The sequence below is a fragment of the Alteromonas sp. 4NH20-0056 genome (assembly GCF_057539655.1).
Window position 1 is genome coordinate 401,695 of the sequence record NZ_BAAJLS010000004.1, and the last position, 7,648, is coordinate 409,342.

Annotated in this window: 4 protein-coding genes; all 4 read left to right on the forward strand. The window is 45.7% G+C overall.

The window, feature by feature from the left end:
- The first annotated feature begins 54 nt into the window (after positions 1–54).
- The 4 genes from rpoC to fusA all read left to right on the forward strand — a co-directional run bounded on the left by rpoC (position 55) and on the right by fusA (position 7,587).
- Positions 55–4,227, forward strand: coding sequence for a DNA-directed RNA polymerase subunit beta' (rpoC, locus tag AC27EZ_RS10440; RefSeq protein ID WP_487135270.1), 4,173 nt, complete (start codon positions 55–57; stop codon positions 4,225–4,227).
- Positions 4,228–4,536: 309 nt separating this feature from the next.
- A complete protein-coding gene (gene rpsL, locus AC27EZ_RS10445; protein WP_071980814.1) occupies positions 4,537–4,911 on the forward strand; it encodes a 30S ribosomal protein S12 in 375 nt (124 codons plus the stop codon).
- A gap of 75 nt (positions 4,912–4,986) precedes the next feature.
- The gene (gene rpsG / locus AC27EZ_RS10450; protein ID WP_265617966.1) at positions 4,987–5,457 is read left to right on the forward strand and encodes a 30S ribosomal protein S7; all 471 of its coding nucleotides are present in this window, start codon (positions 4,987–4,989) and stop codon (positions 5,455–5,457) included.
- Positions 5,458–5,484: 27 nt separating this feature from the next.
- Entirely contained in the window at positions 5,485–7,587 is a 2,103-nt protein-coding gene (gene fusA, locus AC27EZ_RS10455; protein WP_487135271.1) for an elongation factor G, read from the forward strand.
- Positions 7,588–7,648: the final 61 nt, after the last annotated feature.

The window sequence follows — 7,648 nt, forward strand, 5'->3', positions numbered from 1 at the left end:
GATGGCCCGGTGCTTGCGCCGGGCTCTAGAGACTGACTCCGCTGGGAGAGTAATGTGAAAGACTTATTAAAGTTTCTAAAGCAACAAAATAAGACCGAAGAATTCGATAATATTCGAATCGGTCTGTCTTCGCCTGACATGATTCGTTCATGGTCTTTTGGTGAAGTTAAAAAGCCAGAAACAATTAACTATCGTACGTTCAAGCCTGAGCGTGACGGTCTGTTTTGTGCGCGTATATTTGGTCCGGTAAAAGATTATGAATGTCTTTGCGGCAAGTATAAGCGTCTGAAGCACCGTGGTGTTATCTGTGAAAAGTGTGGCGTTGAAGTAACCCTTACTAAAGTTCGTCGTGAACGTATGGGTCACATTGAGCTAGCGAGTCCAGTTGCACATATTTGGTTCCTTAAATCACTACCGTCTCGTATCGGTCTAATGCTAGATATGACACTTCGTGACATCGAACGTGTTCTTTATTTTGAATCATACGTGGTGACAGAGCCAGGTATGACTACGCTTGAGCGTAGCCAGCTTCTTAATGAAGAAGATTACCTAGATGCACTAGAAGAGCATGGCGATGAGTTTGATGCAAAGATGGGTGCTGAGGCAGTATTCGATTTGCTTATGGCACTTGACGTTGACGCTGATGTTGCAGCGATGCGTGAAGAACTTCCGTCAATCAACTCAGAAACGAAGCGTAAAAAGATTACTAAGCGTCTTAAGTTGCTTGAGTCATTCCAACAGTCTGGTAACAAGCCAGAGTGGATGATCATGACGGTTCTGCCGGTTCTACCGCCAGACTTACGTCCTCTAGTACCCCTAGATGGCGGCCGTTTTGCAACGTCTGATCTAAATGACTTGTATCGTCGAGTGATCAACCGTAACAACCGTCTTAAGCGTCTTTTAGACCTAGCGGCACCTGACATTATCGTACGTAACGAAAAACGTATGCTTCAGGAAGCGGTAGATGCGCTACTAGATAACGGTCGTCGTGGTCGAGCGATTACGGGCTCTAACAAGCGCCCACTTAAATCGCTTGCAGACATGATCAAAGGTAAACAAGGTCGTTTCCGTCAAAACCTTCTTGGTAAGCGTGTTGACTACTCTGGCCGTTCTGTAATTACCGTTGGTCCTACACTGCGCCTACATCAGTGTGGTCTTCCTAAGAAGATGGCACTTGAGCTATTTAAGCCGTTTATCTACGGTAAGCTTGAAGCTCGTGGTCTTGCGACAACAATCAAAGCAGCTAAGAAGCTTGTAGAGCGCGAAGCACCAGAAGTTTGGGACGTACTAGACGACGTTATCCGCGAACACCCGGTACTGCTTAACCGTGCACCTACACTTCACCGTTTGGGTATCCAAGCGTTCGAACCAACACTAATTGAAGGTAAAGCGATTCAGCTTCACCCGCTAGTGTGTGCGGCGTACAACGCCGACTTCGACGGTGACCAAATGGCGGTACACGTACCGTTGACAATCGAAGCACAGCTAGAAGCTCGTGCACTAATGATGTCGACAAACAACATCCTGTCTCCAGCGAATGGTGAGCCTATCATCGTACCTTCACAGGACGTTGTATTAGGTCTTTATTACCTTACGCGTGACAAAGTAAACGGCTTAGGCGAAGGCATGGTATTTACCAGCCCGAATGAAGCAGAAAAAGCATACCGTACAGGTAATGCTGAGCTTCACTCTCGCGTTAAAGTACGTATTACAGAATATGATATCGACGAAGATGGCAAAAAATCAGAAAAAGTCACACTTACCGACACTACTGTTGGTCGTGCTATTTTCTCTTTGATTTTACCGAAAGGTTTGCCGTTTGAAATCATCAACCAAGCGATGGGTAAGAAGCAGATCTCTAAACTGTTGAATGCTTGTTATCGTACACTTGGTCTGAAAGATACTGTAATTGCGGCTGACCAAATCATGTATACCGGTTTCCACTACGCGATGATCGCGGGTGCGTCAGTTGGTATCGACGATATGGTTATCCCTGCTGCGAAGAAAGATATTATCGATGCTGCAGAAGCAGAAGTAATTGAGATTCAGGAGCAGTTCCAAAACGGTCTTGTTACCGCGGGTGAACGTTACAACAAAGTTATCGATATCTGGTCAAATGCCAACGAAAAAGTTGCTAAGGCCATGATGGATAACCTTAAAACTGACATCGTAATCAATCGCGATGGCGAAGAAGAAGAGCAAACATCATTTAACTCGGTTTACATGATGGCTGACTCGGGTGCTCGTGGTAGTGCCGCTCAGATTCGTCAGTTAGCGGGTATGCGTGGTCTGATGGCTAAGCCAGATGGCTCAATCATCGAAACGCCGATTACAGCGAACTTCCGTGAAGGTCTTAACGTTCTTCAGTACTTCATCTCTACTCACGGTGCGCGTAAAGGTCTTGCCGATACTGCACTTAAGACAGCGAACTCGGGTTACCTAACTCGTCGTCTTGTTGATGTTGCACAGGATTTGGTTATCACTAATGACGACTGTGGCACTTTTGAAGGTGTAACAATGACACCGCTTATCGAAGGTGGTGACGTTGTAGAACCACTTCGCGAACGTGTACTAGGTCGTGTAGTTGCCGAAGATGTTGTTAAGCCTGGTACAACTGAAGTATTGGTAGAGCGTAATGTATTGCTAGACGAAGCGCTAGTAGACATGCTTGAAGCTAACTCAGTTGACCAAATTCAAGTTCGCTCGGTTATCACTTGTGACAATGACTTTGGTGTATGTGCTAACTGTTACGGTCGTGATCTAGCACGCGGACACATGGTTGGTAGCGGTGAGTCGGTAGGTGTTATCGCAGCTCAGTCAATCGGTGAGCCTGGTACACAGCTTACGATGCGTACGTTCCACATCGGTGGTGCGGCATCTAGAGCATCAGCAGAGAATAGCGTACAAGTTAAAACTGCAGGTAGCCTTAAGCTTCACAACTCTAAGACAGTTCGTAACTCAGACGGCAAGTTGGTTGTTGTTTCACGTTCAACTGAACTTACTGTTATCGACGAGCAAGGCCGCGAGAAAGAGCGCTATAAAGTACCTTACGGTGCCGTACTTAGCGTGGATGACGCTGCGAAGATTGCTGCTGGCGACGTTGTTGCTAACTGGGATCCGCATAGTCACCCAATCGTTACTGAACGCGCAGCGAAAATTAGCTTCGCGGACATTGACGACTCTAATACTGAGATGCAGCAGGACGAGCTAACAGGTCTTACGCGTATCGTTGTTAAAGATCTTGCGAAGAGTAACTCGAAAGAGCCTAAGCTTATCCTCGAAAGTGATGAGCATGGACTACAAGAGATTCGTCTTCCAAGCTTTACGACAATCGAAGCGAAAGAAGGCAAAGTGGCTAACGAAGGTGACGTGTTAGCACGTATACCTCAAGAAAGCTCGAAAACACGTGATATCACGGGTGGTCTACCGCGCGTAGCCGATTTGTTTGAAGCACGTAAGCCGAAAGAACCAGCTATCCTTGCGGAAGTATCAGGTACCATTGGTTTTGGTAAAGAAACTAAAGGTAAGAAGCGTCTTGTCATTACACCACCTGAAGGTGATGCATACGAAGAGATGATTCCGAAGTGGCGTCAGCTAAACGTGTTTGAAGGTGAGAAAGTGGAAAAAGGCGAAGTTATCGCTGATGGTCCAGAGTCTCCACACGACATTCTACGTTTACGCGGTATCTCTGCGGTAGCTAATTACATCGTGAACGAAGTTCAGGAAGTTTACCGTCTTCAGGGCGTAAAAATTAACGATAAGCACATTGAAGTGGTTATTCGTCAGATGCTACGTAAGTGTGTAATTACACATTCTGGTGACACAAGGTTCTTAGAAGGCGAGCAAGTAGAAGTATCGAACGTAAAAGTAACGAACCGTGAAGTTGAAAAACACGGTAAGATCCCAGCGCAGTATGAAACTCAGCTGCTAGGTATCACCAAAGCGTCACTTTCTACGGAATCGTTTATTTCTGCGGCATCGTTCCAAGAAACAACACGAGTACTTACCGAAGCAGCAGTTCAAGGTAAAGAAGATGACCTTCGCGGTCTGAAAGAGAACGTTATCGTAGGGCGTCTAATCCCTGCAGGTACCGGTTTCGCTTACCATGAACGCCGTGCACAAATGCGTAAAGAGCAAATCGAAGAAATGTCAGTATCCGCAGCAGATGCAGAACAGGCACTAACCGAAGCGCTTAACGCTGGTGCAGACGACGGTTCGTCAGAGTAAGACATGATCAAGGAGTACGTTAACGTACTCCTAACATATTGGCAGGTTAAGCTGACAGCAGGCACAAATATTGTGTGCTTAGTCTTTGTACAGCTTGACAGTCAGGGCGATGATCATTAATATTCCGCGACCCGATTTTTGATGGCCTCAAAAAGGCATTAAAGAACGGTCGCGGTTTTTTGTATCAGCGCTCAGTTAATACTGACGAGCACAGTATTAGCAAAAAATGGGCGACATTATTAAAGTCGCATTTATATGGACCCAATCATAGTGATTGGGTTTTCGTAGTTTTTAATCAGGAGCTAGTTAATGGCAACAGTTAACCAGTTAGTGCGAAAGCCACGCAGAAAGCCCGTTGAAAAAAGCAACGTAGCTGCACTGCAAGCTTGTCCACAAAGACGTGGTGTATGTACTCGTGTATATACAACTACGCCAAAGAAACCAAACTCTGCACTACGTAAAGTATGTCGTGTACGTCTAACTAACGGTTTTGAAGTTTCTTCATACATCGGTGGTGAAGGTCACAACCTACAAGAGCACAGTGTAGTACTTATCCGTGGTGGTCGTGTTAAAGACTTACCAGGTGTTCGTTATCACACAGTTCGCGGTACTCTTGACTGCGCAGGTGTAAACGATCGTAAGCAAGCCCGTTCTAAGTACGGCGCGAAAAGGCCTAAGTCTTAACGGTTCTCCGTTAGTAAGGCCAAACTGAAGTTTAAGAGTTTTGGGTATTCCCTGAATTCATACGGAGAAGAGAAAATGCCAAGAAGAAGAGTCGTAGGTCAACGTAAAATCCTACCAGAGCCAAAATTTGGTTCACAACTGCTTGCTAAATTCATGAATGTCGTAATGCTCGACGGCAAAAAGTCAGTCGCTGAAAAAATCGTTTACGGTGCGCTAGAAATTGTTGCTGAAAAAACCGGCAAAGCACACCTAGATGTATTCGAAGAAGCTCTTGATAACATCCGCCCAACAGTAGAGGTTAAATCTCGTCGTGTTGGTGGTTCAACTTATCAAGTACCAGTAGAAGTACGTCCAGTTCGTCGTAATGCACTGGGTATGCGTTGGATGGTAGATGCTGCTCGTAAACGTGGCGAAAAGTCAATGGCTCAACGCCTGGCTGCTGAAATGTTAGACGCTGCAGAAAATAAAGGTTCAGCGGTTAAGAAACGTGAAGACGTTCACCGTATGGCCGAAGCAAACAAAGCGTTTGCTCATTACCGTTGGTAATAAACGTAATATAACTGAGAGAGATATATGCCTCGTAAGACCTCGATTGAGCGTTACCGTAACATTGGTATCGTGGCGCATGTGGACGCGGGTAAAACCACGACCACAGAGCGTGTTCTGTTTTATACAGGACTGTCTCATAAAATCGGTGAAGTGCATGATGGTGCAGCTACCATGGATTGGATGGAGCAGGAGCAGGAACGTGGTATCACTATCACGTCCGCTGCGACTACTTGCTTTTGGTCTGGTATGCAGCAACAGTATGATCAACACAGAATCAACATTATCGACACTCCAGGGCACGTAGACTTTACTATTGAAGTAGAGCGTTCATTACGTGTATTGGATGGCGCGGTGGTTGTATTCTGTGGGTCTTCTGGGGTAGAACCTCAATCAGAAACAGTCTGGAGACAGGCTGATAAGTATGAAGTGCCACGCCTTGTGTTCGTCAATAAGATGGACCGGGCTGGCGCTGATTTTGAACGTGTAGTGGGTCAAATCCGCAAACGTTTAGGCGCTAACTGTGTTCCTATTCAAATAAACATGGGCGCTGAAGAAGAATTCCATGGTGTCATCGATCTTATTAAGATGAAGGCCATAAACTGGAATGAAAGTGACATGGGTATGACATTTACCTATGAAGACATTCCAGCAGAATATTTAGAAAACGCAGAGAAGTATCGCACAGAGATGATTGAAGCTGCGGCTGAAGCCTCTGACGAACTTATGGACAAGTACTTAGAAGGTGAAGAACTTTCTGAGGAAGAAATCCGTTCTGGTCTTCGTACTCGTACTCTGAACAACGAAATTGTTCTTGCCACTTGCGGCAGTGCCTTCAAAAACAAAGGTGTTCAGGCAGTACTCGACGCTGTTGTAGAATTTCTACCCGCGCCGACTGAGGTAAAAGCCATTACCGGTGTACTTGATGACAAAGACGAAACGGAAGCGGTTCGTAAGTCGAGCGATGACGAACCTTTCTCTGCACTTGCATTTAAAATTGCAACCGACCCATTTGTTGGAACACTTACGTTCTTCCGTTGTTACTCGGGCATTGTTAATACCGGCGATACGGTTTACAACCCAGTAAAAGGGAAACGTGAACGTTTTGGTCGAATCGTGCAAATGCATGCAAAAGACCGAGAAGAATTAAAAGAAGTACGTGCAGGCGATATAGCGGCGGCAATCGGCCTTAAAGATGTGACAACAGGTGATACATTATGCGATCCTAATCACATTATTACGCTTGAGCGCATGGAGTTTCCAGAGCCAGTTATCTCAATAGCGGTAGAGCCTAAATCACAGGCTGACCAAGAAAAGATGGGGCTAGCATTAAGCAAACTTGCTGCTGAAGATCCATCTTTCAAGGTGAAAACAGACGATGAAACCGGCCAGACGATTATCTCTGGTATGGGTGAACTTCATTTAGATATCATCGTAGACCGCATGAAGCGCGAGTTTAAAGTAGAATGTAACGTAGGTAACCCTCAGGTTGCTTATCGTGAAACCCTTCGTAAAACCGTTGAGGTAGAGGGTAAATTTATTCGTCAGTCAGGCGGCCGAGGCCAATTTGGTCATGTTTGGTTGCGTATTGAGCCTCAAGCAGAAGGTGATGGCTACGAGTTCGTGAATGAAATCGTCGGTGGTGTTGTACCTAAAGAGTATATACCAGCGGTTGATAAAGGAATTCAGGAGCAGTTGCAAAGTGGTGTCGTAGCAGGGTATCCGGTACTTGATGTAAAGGTTACGTTGTTCGATGGTTCATACCATGATGTTGACTCTTCTGAAATGGCGTTTAAGATCGCCGGCTCTATGGGTTTCAAAAAAGGCGCCGCAGAAGCAAATCCGGTGTTGCTTGAACCCACTATGAAAGTTGAAGTAACTACTCCAGAAGACTGGATGGGTGATGTTGTTGGTGACCTTAATCGTCGTCGCGGCATGATCGAAGGTATGGAAGAGGGCGTAGCAGGTATTAAAATAATACGTGCTAAAGTGCCGCTTTCAGAAATGTTCGGGTATGCTACCGACTTGCGTTCTCAAACGCAGGGCCGCGCATCATACTCAATGGAGTTCTTCAATTATTCTGAGGCGCCGAAAAATGTGGCGCAGGCTATTATTGAATCTAGAATTTAATCTAAATGAAGGTTCGGTCCGGTCTATGTGTGGGTCGGACTTTTAACTTAGGAAACGAGAA

Bases quoted from the DNA above. Each gene is read 5' to 3' on its own strand.
- rpsL (WP_071980814.1), top strand. From the start codon at position 4,537: ATGGCAACAGTTAACCAGTTAGTGCGAAAGCCACGCAGAAAGCCCGTT.
- rpsG (WP_265617966.1), top strand. From the start codon at position 4,987: ATGCCAAGAAGAAGAGTCGTAGGTCAACGTAAAATCCTACCAGAGCCA.
- fusA (WP_487135271.1), top strand. From the start codon at position 5,485: ATGCCTCGTAAGACCTCGATTGAGCGTTACCGTAACATTGGTATCGTG.